26 protein-coding genes are annotated in these 23,415 nt (G+C 51.1%); 15 read left to right on the top strand and 11 right to left on the bottom strand.

The annotated features are described in order from the left end of the window. Window positions 1-734, bottom strand: a 734-nt coding sequence (locus LKK83_RS02940; protein WP_324629322.1) for a hypothetical protein, incomplete at its 3' end; no start/stop codon positions are given. Window positions 735-1,535: 801 nt separating this feature from the next. On the opposite strand from LKK83_RS02940, the gene LKK83_RS02945 reads away from it, so the two are divergent. Both LKK83_RS02945 and LKK83_RS02950 read left to right on the top strand, forming a co-directional pair. Beyond that, entirely contained in the window at window positions 1,536-2,663 is a 1,128-nt protein-coding gene (locus LKK83_RS02945; RefSeq protein WP_324629323.1) for a HetZ-related protein 2, read from the top strand. 506 nt (window positions 2,664-3,169) lie between these two features. Then, complete coding sequence (locus LKK83_RS02950) at window positions 3,170-4,297, top strand: ATPase, T2SS/T4P/T4SS family (protein WP_324629325.1); 1,128 nt, start codon at window positions 3,170-3,172, stop codon at window positions 4,295-4,297. A 94-nt stretch (window positions 4,298-4,391) separates the two neighbouring features. On the opposite strand, the gene aroF is transcribed toward LKK83_RS02950, so the two are convergent. The 6 genes from aroF to LKK83_RS02980 form a co-directional block, all read right to left on the bottom strand. Then, entirely contained in the window at window positions 4,392-5,462 is a 1,071-nt protein-coding gene (aroF, locus tag LKK83_RS02955; protein ID WP_324629327.1) for a 3-deoxy-7-phosphoheptulonate synthase, read from the bottom strand. Window positions 5,463-5,694: 232 nt separating this feature from the next. Beyond that, window positions 5,695-6,162, bottom strand: a complete 468-nt coding sequence (locus LKK83_RS02960; RefSeq protein WP_324629329.1) for a PAM68 family protein — start codon at window positions 6,160-6,162, stop codon at window positions 5,695-5,697. A gap of 15 nt (window positions 6,163-6,177) precedes the next feature. Beyond that, on the bottom strand, window positions 6,178-6,447 hold the full coding sequence (gene rpsO, locus LKK83_RS02965; protein ID WP_324629331.1) for a 30S ribosomal protein S15: 270 nt from the start codon (window positions 6,445-6,447) through the stop codon (window positions 6,178-6,180). Window positions 6,448-6,686: 239 nt separating this feature from the next. Continuing rightward, window positions 6,687-7,316 carry a Holliday junction branch migration protein RuvA gene (ruvA, locus tag LKK83_RS02970; protein WP_324629332.1) on the bottom strand — a complete coding sequence of 210 codons (630 nt, stop codon included), beginning with the start codon at window positions 7,314-7,316 and terminating at the stop codon, window positions 6,687-6,689. A 105-nt stretch (window positions 7,317-7,421) separates the two neighbouring features. Continuing rightward, window positions 7,422-8,180, bottom strand: a complete 759-nt coding sequence (locus LKK83_RS02975; protein WP_324629333.1) for a sucrose-phosphate phosphatase — start codon at window positions 8,178-8,180, stop codon at window positions 7,422-7,424. 49 nt (window positions 8,181-8,229) lie between these two features. After that, window positions 8,230-9,330: a hypothetical protein gene (locus LKK83_RS02980; protein ID WP_324629335.1), complete on the bottom strand. Its 1,101-nt coding sequence runs from the start codon at window positions 9,328-9,330 to the stop codon at window positions 8,230-8,232. Between the two features lie 167 nt (window positions 9,331-9,497). Here LKK83_RS02980 and LKK83_RS02985 point away from each other — a divergent pair, with 167 nt between their 5' ends. From LKK83_RS02985 to LKK83_RS03000, 4 genes are all read left to right on the top strand, one after another. Beyond that, the gene (locus LKK83_RS02985; protein ID WP_442957269.1) at window positions 9,498-11,303 is read left to right on the top strand and encodes a metallophosphoesterase; all 1,806 of its coding nucleotides are present in this window, start codon (window positions 9,498-9,500) and stop codon (window positions 11,301-11,303) included. Between the two features lie 326 nt (window positions 11,304-11,629). After that, window positions 11,630-11,758, top strand: coding sequence for a hypothetical protein (locus LKK83_RS02990; RefSeq protein ID WP_324629337.1), 129 nt, complete (start codon window positions 11,630-11,632; stop codon window positions 11,756-11,758). Between the two features lie 351 nt (window positions 11,759-12,109). After that, the gene (locus LKK83_RS02995) at window positions 12,110-12,364 is read left to right on the top strand and encodes a hypothetical protein (RefSeq protein ID WP_324629338.1); all 255 of its coding nucleotides are present in this window, start codon (window positions 12,110-12,112) and stop codon (window positions 12,362-12,364) included. Between the two features lie 220 nt (window positions 12,365-12,584). Beyond that, window positions 12,585-13,409 (top strand): prepilin peptidase, encoded by an 825-nt coding sequence (locus tag LKK83_RS03000; protein ID WP_324629339.1) that lies wholly within the window; start codon window positions 12,585-12,587, stop codon window positions 13,407-13,409. Between the two features lie 544 nt (window positions 13,410-13,953). Here LKK83_RS03000 and gatC read toward each other — a convergent pair. Beyond that, window positions 13,954-14,247, bottom strand: coding sequence for an Asp-tRNA(Asn)/Glu-tRNA(Gln) amidotransferase subunit GatC (gatC, locus tag LKK83_RS03005; RefSeq protein ID WP_324629340.1), 294 nt, complete (start codon window positions 14,245-14,247; stop codon window positions 13,954-13,956). Window positions 14,248-14,313: 66 nt separating this feature from the next. Continuing rightward, entirely contained in the window at window positions 14,314-14,835 is a 522-nt protein-coding gene (locus tag LKK83_RS03010; RefSeq protein WP_324629341.1) for a photosystem I assembly protein Ycf3, read from the bottom strand. Window positions 14,836-15,134: 299 nt separating this feature from the next. Between LKK83_RS03010 and LKK83_RS03015 the strand changes: the two genes are divergently transcribed. From LKK83_RS03015 to psbV2, 7 genes are all read left to right on the top strand, one after another. Beyond that, window positions 15,135-15,374 (top strand): hypothetical protein, encoded by a 240-nt coding sequence (locus LKK83_RS03015; RefSeq protein WP_324629343.1) that lies wholly within the window; start codon window positions 15,135-15,137, stop codon window positions 15,372-15,374. 104 nt (window positions 15,375-15,478) lie between these two features. After that, window positions 15,479-16,399: an acetyl-CoA carboxylase, carboxyltransferase subunit beta gene (gene accD, locus LKK83_RS03020; protein WP_324629345.1), complete on the top strand. Its 921-nt coding sequence runs from the start codon at window positions 15,479-15,481 to the stop codon at window positions 16,397-16,399. Between the two features lie 152 nt (window positions 16,400-16,551). After that, on the top strand, window positions 16,552-16,683 hold the full coding sequence (locus tag LKK83_RS03025; protein WP_324629347.1) for a hypothetical protein: 132 nt from the start codon (window positions 16,552-16,554) through the stop codon (window positions 16,681-16,683). A gap of 26 nt (window positions 16,684-16,709) precedes the next feature. Continuing rightward, a complete protein-coding gene (locus LKK83_RS03030) occupies window positions 16,710-16,907 on the top strand; it encodes a translation initiation factor IF-2 (protein ID WP_324629348.1) in 198 nt (65 codons plus the stop codon). A 38-nt stretch (window positions 16,908-16,945) separates the two neighbouring features. Further along, window positions 16,946-17,164 (top strand): hypothetical protein, encoded by a 219-nt coding sequence (locus LKK83_RS03035; protein WP_324629350.1) that lies wholly within the window; start codon window positions 16,946-16,948, stop codon window positions 17,162-17,164. A gap of 72 nt (window positions 17,165-17,236) precedes the next feature. Next, window positions 17,237-17,728: a photosystem II cytochrome c-550 gene (psbV, locus tag LKK83_RS03040; protein WP_324629351.1), complete on the top strand. Its 492-nt coding sequence runs from the start codon at window positions 17,237-17,239 to the stop codon at window positions 17,726-17,728. 339 nt (window positions 17,729-18,067) lie between these two features. Then, window positions 18,068-18,574 (top strand): photosystem II cytochrome PsbV2, encoded by a 507-nt coding sequence (psbV2, locus tag LKK83_RS03045; protein ID WP_324629352.1) that lies wholly within the window; start codon window positions 18,068-18,070, stop codon window positions 18,572-18,574. Window positions 18,575-18,618: 44 nt separating this feature from the next. On the opposite strand, the gene LKK83_RS03050 is transcribed toward psbV2, so the two are convergent. Next, window positions 18,619-20,196 (bottom strand): diguanylate cyclase, encoded by a 1,578-nt coding sequence (locus LKK83_RS03050; RefSeq protein WP_324629353.1) that lies wholly within the window; start codon window positions 20,194-20,196, stop codon window positions 18,619-18,621. A gap of 451 nt (window positions 20,197-20,647) precedes the next feature. Here LKK83_RS03050 and petJ point away from each other — a divergent pair, with 451 nt between their 5' ends. Both petJ and LKK83_RS03060 read left to right on the top strand, forming a co-directional pair. Continuing rightward, window positions 20,648-20,980 (top strand): cytochrome c6 PetJ, encoded by a 333-nt coding sequence (gene petJ / locus LKK83_RS03055; RefSeq protein ID WP_324629354.1) that lies wholly within the window; start codon window positions 20,648-20,650, stop codon window positions 20,978-20,980. A gap of 292 nt (window positions 20,981-21,272) precedes the next feature. Next, window positions 21,273-21,977, top strand: a complete 705-nt coding sequence (locus tag LKK83_RS03060; RefSeq protein WP_324629355.1) for a rhomboid family intramembrane serine protease — start codon at window positions 21,273-21,275, stop codon at window positions 21,975-21,977. A gap of 27 nt (window positions 21,978-22,004) precedes the next feature. On the opposite strand, the gene LKK83_RS03065 is transcribed toward LKK83_RS03060, so the two are convergent. Next, the gene (locus LKK83_RS03065) at window positions 22,005-23,363 is read right to left on the bottom strand and encodes a polysaccharide biosynthesis tyrosine autokinase (RefSeq protein WP_324629356.1); all 1,359 of its coding nucleotides are present in this window, start codon (window positions 23,361-23,363) and stop codon (window positions 22,005-22,007) included. Window positions 23,364-23,415: the final 52 nt, after the last annotated feature.

Consider the following 23,415-nt stretch of genomic DNA (forward strand, 5'->3'; position numbering starts at 1 on the left):
GTCTCTTCTTCAGCGGTTTCGCTCTCTTCTTCGGTCATTTCTTCTTCCATGACCGTCTCTTCTTCAGCGGTTTCGCTTTCTTCTTCGGTCATTTCTGCTTCCATGACCGTCTCTTCTTCAGCGGTTTCGCTTTCTTCTTCGGTCACTTCAGGGGTTAAGCTGGCGGGAGCTATTCCTTCGAGTTTGCTACTTCCGGAGCGATTTTCTTCTCCAACGCTGGTTAAGCGCAGTCCAAAATTTTGACTGAGAAATGATTCTAACTTCAAGGTTTCGGAGGCGTGGGAAAGGGTAAAGCTGGTGGATGAAATGTCATCTGCGCCCATCCCTTGGGTGCCAATTTCTACGCCGACTTCAAAGGAACTGGGCGTCACGTTTGCATCGCCGCTGAGATTTCCTTGGTTGGCCGATCCGATCGCGGAATTGGTGACGTCGGAGCCATTGACGGTCAAACCACCGAGTAGAGAATCGTCGGCAATATTGAGGAAAACGCCTCGGATATCTGCTTGAGGAGTAACATCGACGACGTTAACCTGAATGCCTGTGTCGGTTTGTTCTAGTAACAGCTTGGCTTGCGCGTTATCCCCGGTAAAATTGGTCAGTTCGACGGTTAATGGTTGGGCCGTGTCTTGCTGCTCTTCTGCGGGGGCTTCGGTTACGGTAGTGGTCTCTTGCGGCTCTTCGGTGGTTTGTTCGGTAACGGTTCCTGTTTCGTCAATCATGTCTTCGGGATTCATCTTTAATCTCCTCGAGTGAGTGTTAATCAATGGTTTATTGGTGATGGAAGAGCGGGAAGGTTTTCCCTCGCTTCACTGGGATAGGGCTTAAATATTGAGACCCAGGCTTTTATTCGGTGGAAATTCCACAAGCGCTACTTGATTAAATTGACTGACTGTAGCGATCGCGCGAACTCATCTGGTTCCCTCGCAAATGGTTTTCTGAGGATTTAATTTGCTAGGGACTCGCCACCGCATTAAAAAATTTCCTCCTAAAATTACCCTTAAATTCCGATTGCACTATTTTTTTAGGAAATCTCCGGTGGGTTGCCGGATAGTGGTGAATAGAGAGTGTAAAGGGGCCCAAGTTTATTGTCACTCAAGTCACTTTAAATCCCCTTAGGGAGCATCGACCACTGTTCCCGAGCCTTTGTTCCCCCATTTAAAAATTTTTTCTTCCTACAGCAAAAATGCAAGTTGGCTGGTGATTTTTCAGACCAAAAATACTTTATTTTTCCCCAAAAATGTCTCTATTTTGTCAGTAAAATCTACAATATTTTAATGAATGTTAAAAAACATTTACAGGTTTTCTCTGTTGCGCCCTGGCAAATAAAAGGGTATAATAGTAAAATTTTTTAGAGAAGTGAAGGCAGGGGGAGCGGATTTTGGCGCGTGGGACAACAGGAAGCAGGAGGAGAATTTTACCGATGCGAGGGGGTTTGGGGTGAGTGGTTCTGGGGGGAAGCACACCCGCATCAATAGGAATGCGCTTAGAATCGGGGAGGAGTGTGGTTAACAATCTGTTGTGAGGAGTAAGGGTTAATGAGGTTAGCAGACAAACTGGCTTCCGAGTGGCGATCGCGACTATTGCAAGATTGCCCAGAACACCCAAGCAGCACCCATGAGAGCATCGTGATGTGGCTGTTAGGGGAAAATCCGGAGGGGTTTGAGACCCTTTCGGCGCAACAGTTAAAAATTGCCGAACAGGCGATGGACTATCGCTATCGGATTTTACGCCCTCGCTATCTGGGAATCCCGCCAGAGCGAGCGTACCGCAACTTGATCCGCCGTCTGTCTTCATTGGTCTTGCTTCGCAATAAAATCAAAACCTGGGTGGCCCTGAGTCGCGATCGCCAGCGCACGGTGGTGGATGTGGTGCAAGAAGTCATCCAAGAACTCTGCGAGCGAGATCGCTACATGCAGCAGCAAATCGCCTGGCTCGGGCAATGTAGCCACAACCGAGGGCTGCGAAATGCCCTGTTGCTCGCTAGTCTGGAAGAATACTGTCTGCGCCCGGTTCGCAATCAACCCCTGCTGGCGTATCGCTTTTTTAACTACCTGCGCCGCTCTCAGCGTGCGGGGTTGACTCAAGTCCCGGAAGCAGAATTAATTCGCCTCGTCTCGGACGAAATTAGCTCGGATGAAAGCGAAGGAACGGTAAGTCTGTTGGATGCGCGCGCGATCGCCAACGCGAAAGACGCGCGGGCTTGGGAAGAACAACAATTGCTGCGTCAAGCGGTGCAACGGGAGTTTGAAACCTATCTAGAAAAAAATGTGGATCCAACGGCGGCGCAGTGGCTGCGGCTATATCTGCAAGGGCGCTCTCAAGATGAAATTGCCAAAAAACTCAATTTACCCGTCAAACAAGTCTATCGTCTGCGCGAAAAAGTCAGCTATCACGCAATTCGCGTCTTTACCCTCAAAATCAAACCAGAATTGGTCACAAGCTGGCTGCAAACGAGCTTGCAACAACATGGTTTGGGTTTGACTCCCACCCAGTGGGAGCAATTTTGCGACAGCCTCACCCCCACTCAACGCGAACTTTTAACCCAGCTCAAAGCGGGTCAATCTCTCGCGCAAATCGCTGAGGTGATTCATCTCAAACCTTCTCAAGCGTTCGGCGAGTGGACTCAACTGTATTTAGCCGCTCAGTCTTTCCGCAATCGCTAGAACCGAGTTATCCCTCCCTTGTCACCCGCTGTCTCGGGCTTTCCTCGATCCCTTGCCCGCCCCGGGTTCAAAATGATATAATGCAGGCGATCGGCGGATGAGTTTCCCCTGATTCGAGTAGGCCGATCGAACAAGATTCGCCCCACTCTCCTTTTCTCGCGTAGCAGGTTGGCGATCGCGCAAGGTGATGAGGAGCCTCCTCACCAACAGGGTTGTGGTACAATCATTTCATCTCGATCGGTACGGTAAAGGGCGCATCACCGATTCCGAGCTACCCGGAAACACGACCTCTCAATAGATGGAGCAACACCCTGTAAATCCTAGAGAGTCGGTTCATACAGGTCGCAGTCCCGGTCAAAGTTTCACTACACGCCCCATAGCGGAAACGACTGGGGGGTGTTGCTGGGCTAAAGTTCCCAGAACGCGGCGAGAATGCCGGCTGTGGGGAGGGATAAGCCCTTCTAATCAAGACACTACCACCTCGCCTAGCAGGTGGAGGAGCATTCATGCCCACCAAGAAGCCAATGCAATCCAAAACCACCATCGATTGGGCAGCCCACATGGATTCCGAGCAGATATTTCAATTAATTGACAAGCTGCTTTCGTTTGAAGCCTGCCTCTACCATGAAGTGTTGCCTTTGGCTATCCACGGTAGCCGCCTTCATCTGGGGATGGTCGATCCAGAAGATGCCGGTGCTTTAGAATACGTTCGGAAAATTCTCGGCTACATGCGATGCTCTGTCGTACCCGAACAGATTTCACCGGAGATTCTGCGCTCCATTCTCTCGGCTTATTTGAACTACACCCACACGGGTCAAAAAAATTCCGGCACGGCGCTGCATAAAGGGAATCGGGGCGATCGCCCGGGTTCCTCTACCAGTGGCGCAAATTCATCCACGGCTTTGACGATCGATTCTCAAGGTAAGTTAATTCCTTCGCCCCATGCACAGCGTCGCGGCGGAACCAGACCGCCACATGCCCCTAACGCACCGGACTCCCTGGAAAGCAATGAAGAAGCTCTCCCGATTTTACAGGTGAATGCTTCCCATACTAACCAACCGAGTGCAGCATTAACCCAGTTACCCCCCAAACAACTCTTGCAAGAATTGCTCGAGCGCATCTTAGATAGCGGCATCGGACGCTTGTATTTTGAGCGCCAATCTCAATCGGGTCGGATTCTCTGGAGTAAGGATGGGGTGGTGCAATCGGTCCTCGAAGCGGTGGAACTCTCCCTTTTTATCGGCACCCTCGACGAACTCAAACTCCTGGTTCGCTTGCCGTTAATCCCCGTGCAAAAACCCAAGCAAATGGAAATAGAACGTCTCTATCAAAATTCTGAGGTGTTATTGCGTTTGCGGGTGATGCCGGGAGTGCATGGAGAACGCGCCACGCTTCAAGTGTTGCGCGGCGCAGCGCTCGAGTTTTACAAGCAGCAGCAGCTTGCTGAATTAAGTCGCGATGCCCTGCGTCTGGCTCTACAGCTACAGCGCAAGGTGGACGAACTGCGCGATCGCGCGGAAGATAATCCGACGCTCTCGGGTAAATTAGAAGCGATCCCGGCTCTCAACCAGTTAATTCGCAAAGTGGACGAACAGCTTGCTGCATTTCGCAAGCTCAATCACGAATCCGAATAGCTCAACTTCCCCGAAAAAAAAAGCAAAAGTAAAAATTTACTTTTGCCTTTAATCAGCGGATAGATTATTCGGTTTGAACGATTCTGTTGTGGCATTATGCCAACACGGCGGCGGGTTCTTCTGAGGGCCAGCGACCGATCGCTTTGCCGATAACCGCCAGTTCTTCGTTCATTAACCGATCGAATCGTTCCGGGGTCAGGGATTGCGGACCGTCAGACAGGGCTTTCTTCGGCGTCGGGTGAACCTCAATCATCAGGGCATCGGTTCCGGCGGCGATCGCGGCTTTTGCCATTGAAGGCACCAAGTCAGCCCACCCGGTTCCGTGACTCGGGTCGATGGTAATCGGCAGGTGGGTGAGCGATCGCAATACCGGAATCACGGACAAATCCAAGGTATTTCGCGTGTACTGGCGATCGTAGGTGCGGATCCCGCGCTCGCACAGAATCACTTTCGCATTCCCCGCCGCGAGCAAATACTCGGCAGCCATCAGCCACTCTTCAATCGTCGCTGACATCCCTCGCTTCAGCAAAATCGGCTTATCCTGTGCCCCCACTTTCTTCAACAAGGCGAAATTCTGCATATTTCTCGCCCCGATTTGAATCACATCCGCCACTTCTGCTAACGCATCCAAGTCGGCGGCATCCATCAATTCGGTAATAATTCCCAGACCGCTCGCTTCCCGTGCCTTTGCCAGCAATCCTAACGCACTTTCGCCATGTCCTTGGAACGAATAGGGCGAGGTGCGCGGCTTAAATGCACCACCCCGCAAGAATTTCGCCCCGGAGGCTTTCACGCGCATCGCGGTCTCGACAATCATCTCCTCGTTTTCCACCGAGCAAGGTCCGGCGATCGTCACCAAGGGATGATGTTCCCCAAATGGCACCGGCCCGCTTGGGGTGTCCACCACCACTTCCGATGCTTCTCCGTGGCGAAATTCTCGACTGACTCGCTTAAACGGCTGCTCGACTCGCAGGACTTGCTCGATCCAAGAACTCATTTCCTGCAATTGCAGGATATCTAGATCCGCAGTATCCCCCACCAGTCCGATCACCGTCTTGTACCGACCCACAATTTTCTCGGGAGTCAAATTCCAAGTGCTGGTGAGTTCTTCGGTCAGGCGGTCTATCTCCTCTTCTGGAGCGCCGACTTTCATCACAATAATCATGGCAAAATTACCCGGCTTGTTTGGTTGTCAATAAAGTTTGTCAGCCCTTAGCGTACTTTATCTCAGCTTCGTTAAGGGCCAAATTGCCTAAAAGGAGCCGTTGGGTCGCTCGCTCCCTCGGCGTGGTGCTCTGTGCCCTCAGCAAGGGTTTGGCGTGCTTCTCTGGATGGCGCTGAAGCATTTTCGATCGCTTTTTTTTTCGATTTTTCTGGGCAAGCATGCCTTTCGCCGCTTACTGGCTATTTTGTTTTGACGCTCGCCACGCTTCGGTCATCCGTCCGAAATTGGTGGTAAACTCGCTCCAGCCCAGTACGCTGCCTGGGGTCTTCTCATCCCAAGATGCCGAAAGGATGCCGTAGCTTAGCCCCACAACTCCCAGACCAAAAAAGCCCATGCTGACGAACACCACGGCAATATGAGGCAGGGGAAACCATTCTTGCATGACGATGAAGTAGCTGGCCACAAATGTGGCCATCCCTAAACCGGTGGGGACTCCACATAACAAGGCCATCCGAGTCACCATGCGACGACTGACGACTTCGGGAATTGTCCGCTGTTCTTTGGACATTCCCCCCTTGGCGCTCTCCTGTTTGCCAGGGGCGCTCGTCGCTGATGTCTGGGAGTTGGGTTGTTTTTTGGTCTGTTTTTTTCGTTTACCCGGTTCAAAGGGTAAGCGCGTGCGTTGGGGTTCGGGTGACATGAGTTTTCCTATCTTCTATCCACGGATGCCAAGGCGCGTAATCAACTCGCGATAGTGGTGTGGGTTGTTAGCAGAAATATACCCCAGTAACCGCTTGCGCTGACCGATCATTTTCAGCAACCCCCGTCTGGAGGCATGGTCTTTTTTGTTGCTTTTCAGGTGGTTGCTCAGTCGGCTAATCCGCTCGGTGAGCATGGCTACTTGCACGTCTGCCGATCCGGTGTCGGTTTCGTGAACTTGATACTCGTTAATGATCTGGTGTTTATCCTGTTGCGTCAGTGCCATCTATTTTTGACTAAATTCTCAAATGCAGCAATTGACAATCTTAACATAGAAACTCTGGCTTGAAAACAGATATCTCGCTTCGGTTTTCCAATTATTGCCGATGTTGGCCAGCACCCGGGCAAACCCTGGGGCAGACTTACCCGCCAACCGGGTTATGACTTCGACTCGCCAAAGGGCAGGGAATCTTGACAATCGAACCTCGGCAATTGAGTCCTTGTGCTTTTCTTCATTCTTAATTTTTAAGGCTCAGATAGGCTGGCGATCGCTCGCCGGATCCACTCCTCCACGGGCATCTCTGTACTGGCGTCAGCTTGTTCGCTCAGGGCCGATAATGCCTGCATCACCTCGCTGCTGGTATATCCCAACGCCAACAGGGTCATTTCCACATCTTCTTGCACGGCAGGTTTTAATCCCGCCGCCACACTGGGACTCAACCCCACCTGCTTTCGCCACTCGGCAAGTTTGGTTCGCAATTCCAAACAAATCCGTTCGGCAGTTTTTTTCCCGACCCCTGGGGCTTTGGCGAGCAAGCGGGTGTTCTCCCGGACGATCGCTTGCACTAACTCGGACATCTCTAAGGTATCCAACAAGGCGATCGCTAACTGGCTCCCAATCCCACTCACCCCTATCAACTGCCGAAACAAATCCCGCTCGGCATAACTACTAAAACCATACAACACCATCTGGTCTTCGCGAACCTGTAAATGGGTAAACACTTGCACGCTTTCCCCGATCGCCGGTAGCTGCTGCACCATGCGCGGCACAATTTGCAAGTCATACCCCACTTGATTCACCTCTAAGCTGAGAAAAACACGGTTGCCCGTGTTTTTCACCACCCCTGCTACCGTGCCTTTCAGATACCCAATCATTCACTCCCCCTCTGTTCGGGATTCCTTATCCTTCTCCCCCCTGAGCTAGCAGTAGGCTGGACCGACACAGCCCAGCCTACTGCTCATTCTCGCCAACCGTTTATCTCAAGCACTTCCCTCGATAAACCCAAAGTGCTTCAAGCCTTCCAGAATCCCCGCCGCACAGGCAGATCGAGCCATATAAAGACTCTCGGATTTGTTGCGATCGTACCATTCTCTCAATTCGGGCTTGGCATTGCCTACGATGATGCCCCGCTCATCGCCTACCGCAAACAAGGCGATGTCATTCCCCGAATCCCCACAGGCAACAGTCCGTTCGGGTGGCATTCCGTAGCGTTTGGCTAAAAATTGCATCGCCTTCCCTTTATTCCCGCCATTGGGCAGGATATCCAAGTCTTGCGACCCACTGTAAATCACCTTCACCTCTAAATCCCGCTCTTTGAGCGCCGATTCCAGTCGCGGTAACAACTCTTGCGCCGCTTCTTCCGAAAGGAAATAACTGGCTTTAAACGGGCGCTGTTCGGAGTCGGGTTGGGGCACTAAGTCGGAAAAATGTCCGGCGGTGGCCACCACCTGCTCTCGGTCCCACCCTTTGGAGAGAATCTCGGCCCATTCGGTATCGTAGCTGTCGCTACTGTCGATATAGATTTCGGTGCCCACAGAAGTCACCAGCGCATCTGGGGTGATGAGCTGCTTTTCTTCTTGAAGCTGTTTGTACAGTTGCGGCGATCGCCCGGTGGAATACACGATTTTGCTTCCGTGTTCTTGCCGCTGCTGCTCTAGCTGCTGCTGCAATTTCCCTAAGGCTTCATCGTCGCCAACATAGGTATTGTCTAAATCTGACACGAACAAAAACTGACTCATATTGCCTCGATCGCAATTCCGTCTACTTTTCGTTATTAGTGTTGACGCTTCATCCCTCCCCCGTCAACTCTCTGCCGATACTTTTTTCAATCCGCACGGTTTCCCCTGCCTCCCCTCCGGGAAACCCCCCGGGCAAAAATGGATTCCCCCAAGGTCGAAATTCCACCGCATTTATCTCCCCTTGGTCAATGATGTATTGCAAAAAATACACCGATGCGGTCAAATATTCTTTACCACAAGTTTCATTTTTTGTCAAGAGTTCTGCCGCATAATTTTCCAGATTTTTTATCTGCTTGCCCAACTGGTGCAGGTTGACAAAGGCTAAAAACAGGGCAATCCCTCGGCGAATCTTGGCTTCTACTTCTGCGGGATTGAGCAGGGTATCGATATCAATTCGCCCGCCTAACTCTTCACAGAGAAAGGCACGCACCTGTTCGGGATAGCGAATCGAATCAAACTCCCGAATTACCGCAGACAAGGTTAACTCATCCGGTGATGAGGTAAACCGATAGCGGCGATAAATCGCACCTTTATTCAAGTAGTCGCCGACAATAAATGCGCCGATATTGGCCGCTAAATCCGGCGGTGAAGCGTCCGCTTGCAAGGCGCGCTCTACGGTGGAAAATTTACCCTGTTGATAATCCCAAATGGCTTGGCCTAAATCGCCAGTCCAGGAGGTATGTTTGGCGGTCCAGGCTGTGGTAAAATTCACCGAACCAGCCAGTCCGGGTAAGGTAATGCGATCGCACAGGGCCGCAATAAAATGGGCAAAGTCGATTTCGCGATCGCTGAAGCTCACGGGCATATCTAAGGCGCGATTGATAAATTTTGTCGGCGATAAGGTGGCGATCGCAAATCGAATATCGTTATAAGACCGTCGGGTATAGCGGCGCAGTTTGTTGGCAATCTCATAGGCAGAAACGTCGGGATTCTCTGCCTCGATTTTTTCGATAAATTCTAACGCTTGCTCGCGATTTTTATCCAACATGACCGATTGAATTCCAATGACAATGGCTCGACAATCTTTCCCCTTCAGGTGAACCGGAGAACAATCGGGAAGGGTCAAAGCTTTGTCTTTCAGTTCAGGAATCTCTATCGATTTGAGAACGTGGCGCAAATGGGGTTCCCTCGGTTCTGAGGGCAGGGTCATCCTTTATCTAAACTTTAAATTAAAAAAGGCGCACCAGCCGTTACAATTATTGAGGCTCTCGGCGATTGGTTGGACGGGGAATCACCAGGAAGGGTGTAGTGGGTGCCAATCGAATCAATCCCCGATCGCGCCGATGGCAACTGTGCATCTTACCGTTTCTTACCTTTATGCTGACCCCTCTGTTTGAGGCGATGGAACCCCCGGAAGGGACTCCGCGCCACCTGTGGTTTGCGATCGTTTTATTCGTTCTTTCTCTCTTGCTGACGCTTTCGATCCCGATCTGGACTCCTATGCTATTCAAACCTCAGCTTCTCAGCGATCCATTTTTGCAACTCCCCACGGAAGACTCGGTGCGGGTGGTATGGTTCACCGAGTTTCCCGGGATCCAGCATACTGTTGCTTATGGGGAAGATTTGCAACAGGTGGTGGGTGCCACGACGACTAAACTCAGTCGCACCCGGGAAGATCGGCGATCGCGGGTGGGAACCCAAACTGAAGATGGCGAGATTTACCAAACGCCGACGATGCGCGATATCTGGCGACATGAGGCGAAAGTCACTGGGTTGACCCCGGGGGTGCGGGTTTCCTATCGAGTCACCAGTGTGGATGCACAAAGTCGGGAAGTGAGCAGCAATGTGTTTACTTTGGCCCCCAAACCGCAACCGAATACTCAGCTTAAAATTTTGCTCACTTCGGATCATCAGTTAATGCCGATGACGGCTGCAAATTTACAAAAAGTAGAAGAAACAATGGGGCGCTTGGATGCGGTTTTCCTGGCGGGGGATTTGCAGAATATTCCCGATCGCGCTTCGGAATGGTTTGACGATAATCGCGGCGGTGCGTTTTTCCCGGTACTTCAGGGTCGCGCTCATTATACGTTGGAAAAAAATGGGCAAACCGAGGTTTATACCGGGGGCGAAATTATTCAACATGTACCCCTATTTCCGGCAACCGGCAATCACGAGGTGATGGGTCGCTTTTCGATGGAAAAAGACTTAAACGAGCAGTTTGCAGATGCGTTTCCTCGGGAGATTGCCGATCGCCTTTATCGGGAAAAAGCAGCGGAAATCAATCCGGAAGGGTCGCCTGTACTGCGCGATCGCTGGCTGATTGACAATTCGTTTAATACAATTACGTTTAACGAGATTTTTACCTTGCCGAATAATGGCGGAAATGAAAATTACTATGCCATTACTTTCGGGGATGTGAGATTGGTGGTGCTTTACGTGACCAATATTTGGCGATCGCCCAGTCTCAGTCCGAACCGCAAAGGACGATATCGCGAACGCCAACAAGATGTGGATAACCCGGAAAAATGGGGATTCGGACAGCATATTTTTGAGCCGATTGCCAAAGGAAGCGAGCAATATCAGTGGCTCGAAAGAGAATTGAATAGTGCCGAATTCAAGCAAGCGAAATACAAAATCGTCATGTTTCATCATCCGCCCCATTCCTTGGGCGGCAATGTAGTCCCCCCCTATACAAATCCGGTGCAGCGCTTAGAGCAAGATGCGATCGGGCGGATTAGCGTGCGGTATGAATATCCCCCAGCACAAGATTACATCATTCGCGATGTGGTTCCGCTGCTAGAATCTGCTGGCGTGCAATTAGTCTTTTTCGGCCATTCTCATCTGTGGAATCGCTTCGTCAGTCCCTCTGGAATGCACTTTTTAGAATCTTCTAATGTGGGGAATACTTACGGCGCATATTGGCAGGATAAAAAGCGCGAAGTGCCGAAAAATTATCGAGAAGAATATGTGGCCACTGGCGATCCAAATGCCTTAGACCCCGTGGTTCCCACCCTGGTACCTTTGGTAGATGAAACGGGCAACACTCTGCCCTATCTTGCCAGCAATGATATTTCGGCGTTTAGTATTTTCGATACCGCTACTGGTGTGGTCAGCAGCTATCGGTTCGACCTAAGAAAACCCGCCGCCCCCGCGATAAAGTTTGATGAATTTAAGTTAAAATAAACTGCCATTTGGCCGCCGATAACCAGGCGGGGAATTAGTTCCCCGCCTAATAGCTCAAGTCGGTTAAAAACCGACTTAAAACATTACCCTAAAAAAGTGATAATTCGTCGCTCAGTGGTTTCCAGCACATGCTGGAAACGTCTTCCCCGCGCATCTGCCTCCCCACAGGTAAGTCGTATATGGTGGCAGATGTTATTCTATCGTGAAGTGATAAGCTGTTAGCCATTTAGTTGGGCTACGGTAGCTTTCGAGATAGGGCAGCCGATCGCCCTACCCTGCACTCAGCGACCCTAGGAACCTCTATGGGCATGGCGGCGCTAACGCCAATGCACTCCCACCAGAACTGGACTTGCGGCGGTTGGTATTATGCCGATGCTGACCCACTTCCTGCGGTAAAATGGAAAATTTACGCGCGCCCCTTCATCCAAATTAATGCCGAGGTGGGCAAACAGTAATTCTGCCCCCCACATATTGGTCTGGCGCATAGTTTCCCTCTACAGCACAACCGCCTCAGTTTATTCGTTGCCCCTCAATGGGGGAAGTGAAAAATTGCTCCTCAACCGAGGAACGCATTTTCAGCACTGACTCTGTACCGGAAACCCGAGGTAGCACGGAGACAGGATGAGGGGTCAAACCCCTAATAATTAAATGGGTCAACCAAAACCGGAAATCTTTCTTTAGGTAGATGTTTTTGCCGGGGCTGGACTCCAGTTTGATAAATGGTAGACTACAATCGTAACCAAGATCGATATCAAATGCTCCTACTATGGGAGCTATCCCATACTAATCAATAGGGTTGCGTGGTCATGTACGCTGCACCGCAATGGCAAGAAGAAACCACTGTAGAGTCTCCGACGTTGCTCGATCCCACTGTGCTTAGAGCGGCGCGGCAAATCTATCGTACTTACAAGGAAGTTCATCCCGATGGGATGCAGCGCCCTCTCGGCGTCGCTATCGATCGCTTTACCCATCGCGGACAACTCATTTTTCGCAAAAAACCTGCATTGTTGCTCACCGAATGCTTTGTACCTTTCGATCGCATTGAATCGGGACTCTATTAAAAAAAACGGCGATCGCTTTTGTCGCCTTTCTCGCGTACGCGCTCATCTCTTCTCTGGCCTATTGCCTGTTAACTCTCAGTAAAGTGCAGTGGACGCCGGGAAAGAAACTGGGTAAATCACCAAAACATTGCAAGGTTATTGAGGCGATCGCAACCCTTGCCAGAGTCTCCCCACTAACCCCCGTTCCCCCCTATCGAAGCTCTACACCAAACCCGCAAACATGGATCTGATTTTTGCTGTTGCTGCTATATTTCTGGCGTTTGCCTTGGGTGCCTCGATCGGCAGTTTTCTCAATGTGGTGGTGTATCGGATCCCGGCAGGATTATCCTTGTTGTGGCCTCCCTCTCGCTGCCCCCATTGCTTGCATCGACTCGGCAAAACCGAAAATGTCCCCGTCTTCGGGTGGATAAGGTTGCGCGGACGCTGCGCCCACTGCAAAAGTCCGATTTCCCCGCGCTACCCCATTGTAGAAGCCATCACCGGCCTTTTATTCGTCTTCGTCTTGTTTTTCACCTATGCAACCCCCTTGCAAATGGTGGGGTATTGGGTCTTATTTAGCTGGTTGTTGGCCCTGTCGATTATTGATTTGGATACCATGACCTTGCCCAACCCGCTTACCCAGTCGGGTCTGGTGGTGGGGTTGGGGTTTCAGGCGCTTCTGGGATGGGCCACCACCCAGCAACTCTCCGGGATTAGCGATCGCCTGATGATGGGCATTGTCGGTGCGGTTATCGGCATCTGGCTGTTAGAGACGATCGCCTTTGTCGGTTCCATTGTTTTCGGCAAAACCGCGATGGGCGCAGGAGATGCCAAACTCGCCGCCATGATGGGGGCCTGGTTGGGCTGGAAATACTTGTTGTTGGCAGGATTTATTGCTTGCGCTGTCGGTGCTTTTGTCGGCGGTAGCGCGATCGCTGCAGGTTGGTTAGAGCGCAGCAAACCGATGCCCTTTGGTCCGTTTCTCGCCCTGGGTGCTGCCATTACCGCCCTTTGGGGTGAAGCGATTTTATCCGCCTATCTCAACCTATTTTTTCCCCTCAATTAAAACCTTTTAACTGAGTGAATTTTGAGGTTTTCAATTGAAGGAAAAGGAGGTTGTATCTTCAAATCACTTAAGTTTTATATAAACGGAATCATCTGATGTTTTTGCGATTCTACTGCTTTAACTTTAACCGACAAATACTTTGTGTAAACACTACGGTTTTTATATATAGTGTAAAAAGGAATCAAGCTAAAAAAAGTCCGCTTAGGCGGACTATAGCGCTGTCGCCCCTTCGCGCTTTGCCTGTGCCTCGGCGCGATTTCAATCCCCCGCCTTTTTGAGTGTCTGTCAAGATGACGATCGCCCCTGGTAGGGATCCCTTTTTACAAATAACCTGTAACAAATTGACAATATAGCAAAGCCTCGCCTACAAATATAACTGTTTAAAAATGTAGTCATAAAGTGAAAAAGAGGAGATTAGAGGAAAGGGTGAAAGTTAGAGATTTTCTATGGGTGAAAGAATTTCGATAAAAATGTCAAATCAGCAATGTTGTGCCAGGGGACTCGGGGTGCAGAAGCTACGGCACCCCGAGTAGGGGATCGAGGACTACTCTGAGTCTTGGAGAATTTGAGGAACCTTAAAAAAGTCATCCTCGCGATCGGGGGCAGCATTGAGAATTGCCTCGCGATCGCGGAAAGGTTCGAGGCGATCGGGGCGAGTCACATTACTGACATCGATCGCCCGGGTTGTGGGTTTGACATTTTCAGTATCCAATTCGCTGAGTTGCTCGAAATACTCCAAAATGTCATCTAACTGACTGGTGAACTTTTCTTCTTCTTCTTCAGTTAGGTCCAGACGAGCCAGATGAGCGACTTTGCGAACTTGTTCTCGGTCAATCATAGGAATGAATGTTGGGTGAATCAGACAGCTACAGAAGCGGAGGAAAAACGGAAGCGAGCAAAAGCGCTAGAAAAATACATCCATCTGAGAGCGCCCGGTAGTTTTCAGCCAGTTTTGAGCCTCAATATAGTTATTGGGCGCGAGGCGGATAGCTTGCTTCCAGTAGTCGGCGGCGCGATCGTAGAACGCTTCTGCCTCTTCAAGCTTACCCGCCTCCTTTGCTTTCTCGCCTTGGTAGTGGTAAATCACAGCGATATTATTGAGGGCTTGAGGCATGCGCGGGTTGAGTTCCAGGGCATTGTTGTAATTTTCCAGAGCTTTGTCATGCTCGCCGTTACTGGTATGGATCAGGGCGACATTATAGAAAATGTAGCTGCGATCGTTGGGATCGTCTTCCAGACGCAGAGCCTCCGTATAGTTATCCAGAGCTTCAGCGTATTCGCCATCAGACTGAGCCGCCATACCATCGCGGTAGTAGGCGAAAGCTTCTTTAGCTTGTTGGTTGGTGGGCAGAATCTTCAAAATGATATCTGCCACCACCGTAAAAGTTTTGTCGATAAAGTTATCGTTGCGTTGTGTTCTTGGCATGGGGGTGTCCTGGTATTGGAGTATTGAAAGAGACAATCGCCTTGTGCATCATTAATTATTGTAGGCAAGGTTGGGGATTGAGGGAGAGGGATTTAGACGAAAAGGTAGACAGGGGCGATCGCCGGCCCTGTGACTTGCACCGAGGGATCCAAAAGAAAGGGGGGGGAGAAGCGATCGCGCCCCAGAGAGAGGGGATAGACGAGCAAAGAAAAGAGAACTTCACCATCGGATGTAAACTTTGTCCAGAGGGGGGTTGTCCCATCCTCGATCGAGCGGCTATTTGGTAAGATTATTGAACTGTGACCTGGATTGCACTGAAAACAACCAGCCATCGCTGGGAAGCTGAGTTGATGCAACAAGTGCTCGAGGCGCATCAAATCCCGAGTCGGATTGTAGATTTGGGAATTGCATCGTACTTAGGCACCGGGAGTCCAACAGCCCTGCAAGTTCGACCAGAAGACAAATGGACGGCACTGCTCCTACTCAGCCCCAAAGAGTCAGAACCAGGGGAAGAGCCTGGTGAGGATCCGAAGCGATAAATAAAAGCGCGATCGCCGAGAGCATCGAGCGGCAAAAATTTGCTCCCCCTTAGAAAAATTACCTAGATGTTCATTAGCTAAATAAAGAGGAATAAAGCGTTTTCATGTCTCTATTTGATTGGTTTGCAAATCGCCGGAAATCAGGTCCGATTAGCCGAGAGCGGCAAGAGCGGGAGATAGCCGATGGGTTGTGGACAAAATGCGTAGCTTGTGGCGTATTGACCTATACGAAAGACCTCCAGGCAAATCAAATGGTATGTCTGGAATGTGGCGAGCACATGCGAGTCAGCAGTAGCGAACGCATCAAACAGCTCATCGATAGCGACACCTGGATCCCCATCGACGATCGCCTACAGCCGATGGATGCCCTAAAATTTCGCGATCGCAAAGCCTACAGCGATCGCCTGCGCGAATACCAAGAAAAAACCGGCAGTATCGACGCCGTAAAAACCGGATTAGGGAAACTCGACGGCTTACCCATTGCCCTAGGCGTGATGGACTTTCAGTTCATGGGCGGCAGCATGGGATCCGTCGTTGGCGAAAAACTCACCCGTTTGGTAGAAAGAGCCACCCGAGAAAGATTGCCCCTGGCGATCGTCTGTGCCTCCGGCGGAGCCAGAATGCAAGAAGGGATGCTCAGCTTAATGCAAATGGCAAAAATCTCCGGGGCACTAGAGCGACATCGAGAAGAGAAACTGCTTTACGTACCCATCCTCACCCATCCCACCACAGGCGGCGTCACCGCATCCTTTGCCATGTTAGGGGATATTATTTTAGCCGAACCGAAAGCCACCATTGGGTTTGCGGGGCGTCGAGTGATCGAGCAAACCCTGCGAGAAAAGCTACCGGAGAATTTTCAATCAGCGGAAGACTTGCTCGATCATGGATTCGTCGATGCGATCGTGCCGCGCACCCAGCTTAAGAAAACCTTAGCGCAGCTTATTTGCCTGCATCAGCCCCAATCTCCCCTCGCCCACCGGATGCCCTTAGCCGATATGCAACTCAGTTCCACCGCTCTAGAATGAAGGGGAATAAAAAGCCCGACGCGATCGCTTCTTCCATTGCAACCGAAGCGATCGCGCAGCACCCTGGAAAAGCATAAAACCGGGCAAAAGTCAAAGGTAAAAAATACCTAATTTGCATCGAATTGTAGCGGCCTTTGTCAAGGAAAGCGCAGGTGAAACCGGGGAAAAAAGCCCAAAACAGCAGCGCGCGATCGCAATTATCAGCCGAGGCAAACCGCCAAGATAAATTGGGATTTTTAGAAAGTGCCATGCAGTGGCATGATAGTGATATTGAAAATGGCTAAATCTTGACCTAAAGCAGACAATCATTATGGGTTTTGCTGACTTGTCAATCGAGCAAATCGCCGAAGACTACCATCTCCCGGTTGAGGAGGTGTTGCAGTTGTGCGTAAGGCTCTCCATTGCCTACAAAAGCCCCCAAACGCCTCTGCCCTTAGAGGATGCCAAGGCAATTATCAGCCAAATTATCGCCCACAGGACCGAGAGTTCCGAGTCTGGGTCAACCTAAGCGATACCTGGCCAAATTGAGCGGCAAGACTCGCGCAGATGCGGGCTTTCGCAAAGCAACCGATAATGATTGGCGTGCAACAGGTCAGTGCGCTCCATTGGCGATCGCCGATGGGATCCGAGCGTCCCCAAACCGGGGGGGTGGCGATCGCCCTATCCGCCCTCGGGTTCGTGGTATTGCCACCGCGATCGGCTCCCAGTGGCGCGCACGAAAGCTCATCCAGCAGGAAGATTCGCCCTCAGCAAGCTTTATACTGAGTCATGCCGAGGGGAGATTTCGCCCTCGCTGTGTTGAGTTGTCATACCAAATCTGCTTTTTTGAGGAAAACCATGCTGAAAAGATGCATCTGGCTAGTTGTAGCCACTGTATTCTTCACGATTCAAATACTTGTCGGGAGTGCTGCTGCAGTCGAACTCGATGAAACCACCCGCACCCTTCCCTTGAATGACAAGGGAGACATGGTGGTACTGAGCGTGAAAGAACTAGAACAAGGCAAACGCTTGTTTATTGACACTTGCAGCCAATGTCATGCCGGCGGGATCACCAAAACCAATCCCAACGTAGGTCTAGGTCCGGAAGAGTTGGCTTTAGCGACTCCCCGTCGAGATAGCATTGAAGGGTTAATCGATTACATGAAAAGTCCCACCACTTATGATGGGGAGTTTGACATTTCTGAGTTACACCCCAGCATCAAGAGCGCGGATATTTTCCCGGAAATGAGAAATCTGACCGAGGATGACCTGTTCGCGATCGCCGGATACATCCTCCTCCAACCCAAGATTATGGGCAATCAATGGGGTGGCGGTAAAGTCTATCGCTAATCATCTTGCACCACAGGTGCAAGCTTTCCCCCAGCTCCGTGCCGTCGCATCCGTACCCACTGACGCGACAAGCTGACACCTCGTCAGGTAATGGGTAATAGGTAATGGATCGTTGGAGCGTTGAGTGGCTTGCACTCGCGCCCTCCTTCGATCTATTGCTGATTACCCATTACCCATCGCCGCGCGATCGGCTTCGCGGTAGACTGGATCCGAGAGCCTCAGCTCGAAACCGGGCAAGCCTCTTGCCCCCTGAGAACAAGACTCGAGCGGATGTCCGATTCGATTGCCTAGCTTTCCCCCACCCAATCGAACATAAAAAAAAGTAAGGATATACGATTAATGCTGCCTCGAAAATTTCTGCTTCGCTGTTTGGTGACGGTACTCGTAACCTGCTTTGGGTTGATGAGCATCGTTTTACCCGCGCAAGCTGACTCCGTGGAAGACCGATACATCACCCAATATTTAAAAGCGTCAGAGCCGGTTCCCTTAACGATGAATCAGCAAGGAGAAACCCAGATGTTTTCTCCCCAAGAGCTTTATGAAGGGAAACAGTTGTTTAAAGAAAACTGCATCAATTGTCACGTGGGCGGCTCAACTTTACCCGATCCGAGCGTGTCTCTGTCTTTAGCAGACCTCAAAGGAGCGACGCCCCCCCGGGATACGGTGGATGGCATCGTGGACTATCTGCGCCATCCGATGAGTTATGACGGGAACTACGAAACCTATTGGTGTCGTGAAGTTCCCTCCAGTTGGATGCCGAGAGCGAAGGTGAACAAACTGGCTGCGTTTATTCTCAGAGCCGCTCAAAAAGCTCCGGGATGGGGAACGCAACAGTTCGATTTATAGACAATGCAAGCCTGAAAAGAATTAAAGAGCCATCAGCGGTTTTTTTAAGCGAAAGATTCTAAAGGAGGCTGGGAGTCAGGAGCGCAATTGTCGGCTATCTGTGCTATCCGCAGGCAATTGCGCCCCTCGCCTTTGGCTTGGTATAACGCGCGATCGGCCAGATCCAGTAATACCAGGGGGTCGAGCAGTTGTTCGTCGGGCTGAGTTTTTTGCTTGGCAAGATTGGCGATCGCACAGCCAATGCTAATCGTCACGGGAATTGCTACACGATCGCTGGTTTTGAAGGGTTTGTAGGCGATCGCCCTTCTCAACGATTCGCCGTACTCCCTCGCCGTTTGCGGACTGATTCCCGGGGTAATGCAGACAAATTCCTCCCCGCCATAGCGATAAAACCAACTATTCGAGCGAGCCGTCTCTTGTAAACGAGCCGCTATTTCTTTCAAAACTAAATCCCCCGTGGAATGCCCGTAGGTATCGTTAACCCGCTTAAAATAATCCACATCGATGGCAAACACGCAGACATAGCCTTCCCACCGCTCCTCCTCCACCTCGTCAGGCTGTGGCAACATTTGCGGCATTGCTTGCTCCATTGCCCGTCGGTTCGGCAACCCGGTGAGAGCATCGGTTAGCGCCAGAGATTCCAGCAGTTTATTGCGCGCGATAAGCTGCTTGAGTAATGCCTCTCGTTCCGATTCCGACTGTTGCAACAGTTGTTGCAAGACCTCAATCTCGGCATACATCTCCATCGGATCTAATGCTTGCAGCAAGCTGGTTTGGGTGATAATCCCCGCTAGTTCCCCTTCCGGACCTGTCACCACTAAGCGCTGCACGTGTCGGCGTTGCATCTGCTGATGCGCTTCCCACAAGGAAGCTTCCGGGGTAATCGGAAATAAAGGGGTACTCATTACCTTTTCTGCACAAAGCCCCTCCAGGTCTAATTCTAAATTGCGAAACTGCACCACATCCCGTTCGGTGACAATGCCCACCGGTTTAACGGCTTTGATCTGACAGCTATCCGCCGAGTATCCTCCCCAGGGACTCTGAGACGGTGGGAGGAGTTTACTGTTATGGTGTTCGGCGATCGTCACGCAGCTAACGTTATAGAGTGCCATCAGTTTAGCCAGGTGAAGTACGCTCGTCTGACGGGGGGCGTGAATAACTCGCGGGTTCATCACTTCTATCACTCGTCTGAGTCGCATAAAGTCAATCGGCTTCAAGACACCACGGATGCTTTGATGGGTAATAATCCCTAAGAATTGACCTTGCATGTCGAGTACCGGCAGATGGCGAATGCGATGCTGACGAAACAAACTCAGAGCAGTGACAATATCTCGTTCTTCCCCGGGGGAGTCTTGCAGGGTGATGACATTGGTTGTCATTACTTCGCCAATCGTCACGCCCTGGAATTCCTTCGCCGAGGCAATCCGGCGAACTACATCCCGTTCCGTCCAAATCCCGAGCAGGCGACAGGTTTTATTTTCCCCGGAAGGCGGGCGATCGACCACCAAGACGCAACTAGACCGCCCTCGACTCATCAGCGCGATCGCTTCGGACAAGGGAGTATCCGCTGTGGTGGTGATGGGTTCACCATCGATAGCTTGTCTAAGAGAATCAACAAACATTATTCATAAAAGTGTTTTTGAAGTTCCCTCTTTAGATTAACTGCCTCATCCCACCGGGCAATTGTGCTTGTTTCTTGGGGGAAGCCCCATAAACCTGGGGGTTGGGTTTTCACACTAGAAGATTCGCCGGGGTCATGCACTCATCTGTCTGCGGGAGAATTGCCGCTCTGTGAGTTCCGATGAGCTGAGGGCTGGCTCTTTTCCTCAAGCAGGCCCCGGCTTTTCCCGAGGCGATCGCCTCACCCCTGTGAATTCTCACCGAAATTGCTTCGGGGGCGATCGCTATCCTCCTTCCCCGTCTCGATTCAGGCGGTAAGTATCATAAAATCCTGCCGAAGTCAATGCCAGGATTGGGGATTGGAGAGAAAGAAAATCGCGTTTTGTGTGAACGAAGCGGGATAAAATACAGTTTGACCGAAACCTTACGAATGTTGAGTAGAGGAGAACGACTTTGAAGAAACTGCTATCTATCGTCCTGTTAGCGATCGCCCTGTTCGCGGTTTCCTTTGCACCTCCGGCTTTGGCTGGCGATGCTGCTAAAGGTGCCCAAATTTTTAGCGCTAACTGTGCAGCTTGCCACATGGGCGGCGGTAACGTGATTATGGCGAACAAAACCCTGAAGAAAGAAGCCCTAGAGCAGTACAACATGAACTCTATCGAAGCCATTACCTATCAGGTGAAAAACGGCAAAAGCGCCATGCCCATGTTTAGCGGTCGTCTGAGTGACGAGCAAATCGAGGATGTCGCTACCTATGTTCTCGAACAAGCCGAAAAAGGCTGGTAGATGGAAGCTGTGTGCCAACCGCACCACTGAAAGCCTACTCCATCCACTGGCATAAAACGATTCTGTGCTGAATCTTTAACCTCTCTGCACTCTGCAGAGAGGTTTTCTAATCACCTCCCCATTTTAGTAAAGATTTATTACAATTTTGGACAAAAAGCAAGTTTTTGTGCTATATATCTCAACCTTCACCTGCAAGGCGACGGAGAGGGATAAAACCACATCAAATTTGCATCGCCCCCGTCAAATCCCAACTCGATCTAAAATGTGTGGATAGTGTAAAAGCATAAAATCCTTGGTTCCCTTACGCGATAACAATCCAACCCAAATCACCCCATACGTGACCTATGGCCTAATCGTGGTCAACATCACGATTTTTCTCCTCGAATTGTTCGTGCAGCAGCAAGGACAGTTGGATCGGTTCTTTGACCTCTGGGCGGTGGTGCCGCAAGAGTTGAGTGCCAGCTTGCAAGGGGAATCTGTCGGCGACCCGGTACCGGAATGGATTACCCTCTTTAGCTCGCAATTTTTGCACGGCGGTTGGTTGCACCTCGGCGGGAATATGCTGTTTTTATGGATTTTTGGCAATAACGTCGAAGACTGCTTGGGGCATGTAAAATACCTGGTTTTTTACCTGGCCTGTGGGGCATTAGCGGCATTAGCCCAGTGGGGCTTTTCCATGAGTTCGAGCATTCCCTCCTTGGGCGCTTCCGGAGCGATCGCCGGCGTGATGGGCGCTTATATCCTCCGCTATCCCAAAGCCGAAATCCTCACCCTGATTCCGATTTTCTATGGCTTCTTCGTCCGCCTTCCCGCCTTTGTCTTTCTCGGATTCTGGTTTGTGCAGCAAGCCTTTTACGGGATTGCCGGTTTGGCTCAACCCAGCAATATCGGCATGGAAAATGGTGGGATTGCCTACTGGGCGCACGCCGGGGGATTTGTATTTGGAGCGATTCTAGGTCCGTTGCTCGGACTATTTTCCTCCCGTTCCCGGCGCTAACCCACAAGGAAACCCACTGGAAGGCAGTTACCGACGGGGTAGAGTCGGCAACTGGGCATGATGGGCGGCGTCCGTTGGTTCCAGGGAGGGGCGAGGGGCGTCCGACGCTTGGGGAAGATTGAAGGAATCTTGCATCCCAGATATCTCGGGAAACTGCACCGGGATATCGGCTCCATTCACCACCGCACCCAACAGTTGCACCGTTTCCGATTCCGTCAGCGGTTCCACATACTCGGTTAACATCCCCGGTTCGGTCACCAGGGGTCGCGTGACCATTACCATGCCATCACTGAACGGTTCGAGCAAGAACGCATCGTTACAGACATTTAATGCCGGGGAGTCCAAGATGACCATATCAAAGCGCACCCGGGCATCTTTGAGGAGTTGTTGCACTTCGTAGGATTCGAGCAGGGCGGCGCTGTTTCGCACCGGGCCGGGACTGGGGACGATATAGAGATTTTCCACTTCCGGTACGAGGCGAATGCACTGGTTGAGCTGCCCGTAATAGCTCAGGGGTTCGAGGTGGGTCTCCGGATCGAGGGTGACGTTGAGGGCACTAGCTTTTGTGGGCGATCGCAGGTCGGTTTCGATCAGCAATGTCCGCTTACCCGCACGGGCGGCGGCGATCGCTAAATTATACGCACAAAACGTCTTGCCCTCTTTCGGTGCCACACTGCTCATCAACAACACCTTGGGCGGCTTCTCTCCCACCCGCAACAGATTCGTGCGGAACTTCTCGTAAAACTCCAGATAGGGGGAATCGGGATCCACAATCACCGGCAGGTCTCGAACCTCCTCGAATTCAAACGGATACACCTGGGGCAAAATGCCCAGAATTCGCAGCTCTTGTTGCTGCAATGCATTCTGCACTTCCTCTTTGGTGTAGCACTTGCCTTCGAGCAAGGACAGCACGAAAATCACGGCATTCCCCACCAATATCCCGACAATCCCGCCAAGGATAAATACTACAATCGGGGAATTCCCTTCTACCTCATTTTTGCTCACGTATGGCTCGTTTGCTACGTTCAAACTGCTCACTGTTTCCGCTTCTGCCGCTTTTGCATCGGCTAAAGCTCCTTGCATCTTATTGTAAAGTCCTTGGTGGAGCTGCACCTGCTGCGCCAGTCGCGCCAGTTCTTTCTGCTTATTCGGTAGGGTTTTAAATTGCTCGCTCAGTTCCCGTTCTCGCTTCACCAACAAATTGAGTTGTTGCCGCAATCGTTCCTTTTCGGTTTGCAAACCCACCAGATTTTGAGCCAACTGCTGCCGCGCTGGATCCAAGCTGCTATCCTTGCGGATGCGATCGCTCGTCATTAACGGAGCTGCCACTCCATCCCCGCCAATCACCTCCGCCGCTCGTTCTGTTAAACTAAGCAATTCCGTCACCAGAACTACTCGTCTTCAGAACCGGACTTGAGACTTTCACCTCATCCGGCTC

It is taken from the genome of Phormidium sp. CCY1219 (assembly GCF_035615515.1).
Taxonomy (GTDB): domain Bacteria; phylum Cyanobacteriota; class Cyanobacteriia; order Cyanobacteriales; family Laspinemataceae; genus CCY1219.